At 55.6% G+C, this 978-nt stretch carries 2 protein-coding genes and 1 pseudogene; all 3 read right to left on the bottom strand.

What is annotated here, in order from left to right; translation table 11 throughout:
- Positions 1-228: 228 nt before the first annotated feature.
- Positions 229-468 (bottom strand): annotated as a pseudogene (locus tag I5W_RS08735) (AraC family transcriptional regulator); the annotation flags it as partial.
- Positions 386-559 (bottom strand): Rop family plasmid primer RNA-binding protein, encoded by a 174-nt coding sequence (locus I5W_RS34420; protein ID WP_441294723.1) that lies wholly within the window; start codon positions 557-559, stop codon positions 386-388. The pseudogene I5W_RS08735 and the gene I5W_RS34420, both read right to left, overlap by 83 nt.
- Positions 560-692: 133 nt before the next feature.
- A partial coding sequence (locus I5W_RS34415) for a hypothetical protein (protein WP_022691992.1) occupies positions 693-978 on the bottom strand: 286 nt, incomplete at its 5' end.

Here is a 978-nt window from a genome sequence, read left to right as displayed (position 1 = left end):
GGGCAGCGCAAAGACGCATGCAGACCGCCCGCCACAAGCGAATCGGGCCAGCTCGGCAGCTCCTGGCTGGGGTCGATCATGACGATGCTGGGAAATTCATGCTTGGGGAAATCCTTGACACGGCTGATTCAACGACATACTTGCAGTACACGTTGTACAGCAGGGCCAGTCTGGATCACATCGGGAAATTCCTGACTGGCCCTGCCAGCCGCCTCCAGAGCTGGCGCATTACTTCAACGGCAGATAGATATCGGTAAGCAACTCCCCAGGTGGCGTATCGGGCAGCAGGTTCAGGTAATGGAAGTACAGCGGGAAATCACGCAATTCCTCCCCGCTCTGCGGCAACCACTGGCGATACAGTGGATAGATGCTATCGCCCAGTCGTTCATGCGCGCCGGCATGGCGCACGCGTGCGCAGCGCCCGCCCGGTATCGACTGCTCCACCACGCCTTGCGGATTGTCCGGGAGCGCATTCACAGATGTCTGCCTGTTCATCCGCGTCCAGCTCGTTGAGTTTCTCCAGAAGCGTTAATGTCTGGCTTCTGATAAAGCGGGCCATGTTAAGGGCGGTTTTTTCCTGTTTGGTCACTGATGCCTCCGTGTAAGGGGGATTTCTGTTCATGGGGGTAATGATACCGATGAAACGAGAGAGGATGCTCACGATACGGGTTACTGATGATGAACATGCCCGGTTACTGGAACGTTGTGAGGGTAAACAACTGGCGGTATGGATGCGGCGGGACCAGAGAAAAATCACTCAGGGTCAATGCCAGCGCTTCGTTAATACAGATGTAGGTGTTCCACAGGGTAGCCAGCAGCATCCTGCGATGCAGATCCGGAACATAATGGTGCAGGGCGCTGACTTCCGCGTTTCCAGACTTTACGAAACACGGAAACCGAAGACCATTCATGTTGTTGCTCAGGTCGCAGACGTTTTGCAGCAGCAGTCGCTTCACGTTCGCTCGCGTATCGGTGATT

The organism is Herbaspirillum sp. B65 (assembly GCF_000333555.1).
GTDB lineage: Bacteria > Pseudomonadota > Gammaproteobacteria > Burkholderiales > Burkholderiaceae_D > Herbaspirillum > Herbaspirillum rubrisubalbicans.
This window is presented reverse-complemented; position numbering and strand designations above follow the sequence as displayed.

Bases quoted from the DNA above. Each gene is read 5' to 3' on its own strand.
- I5W_RS34420 (WP_441294723.1), bottom strand. From the start codon at position 559: ATGGCCCGCTTTATCAGAAGCCAGACATTAACGCTTCTGGAGAAACTC.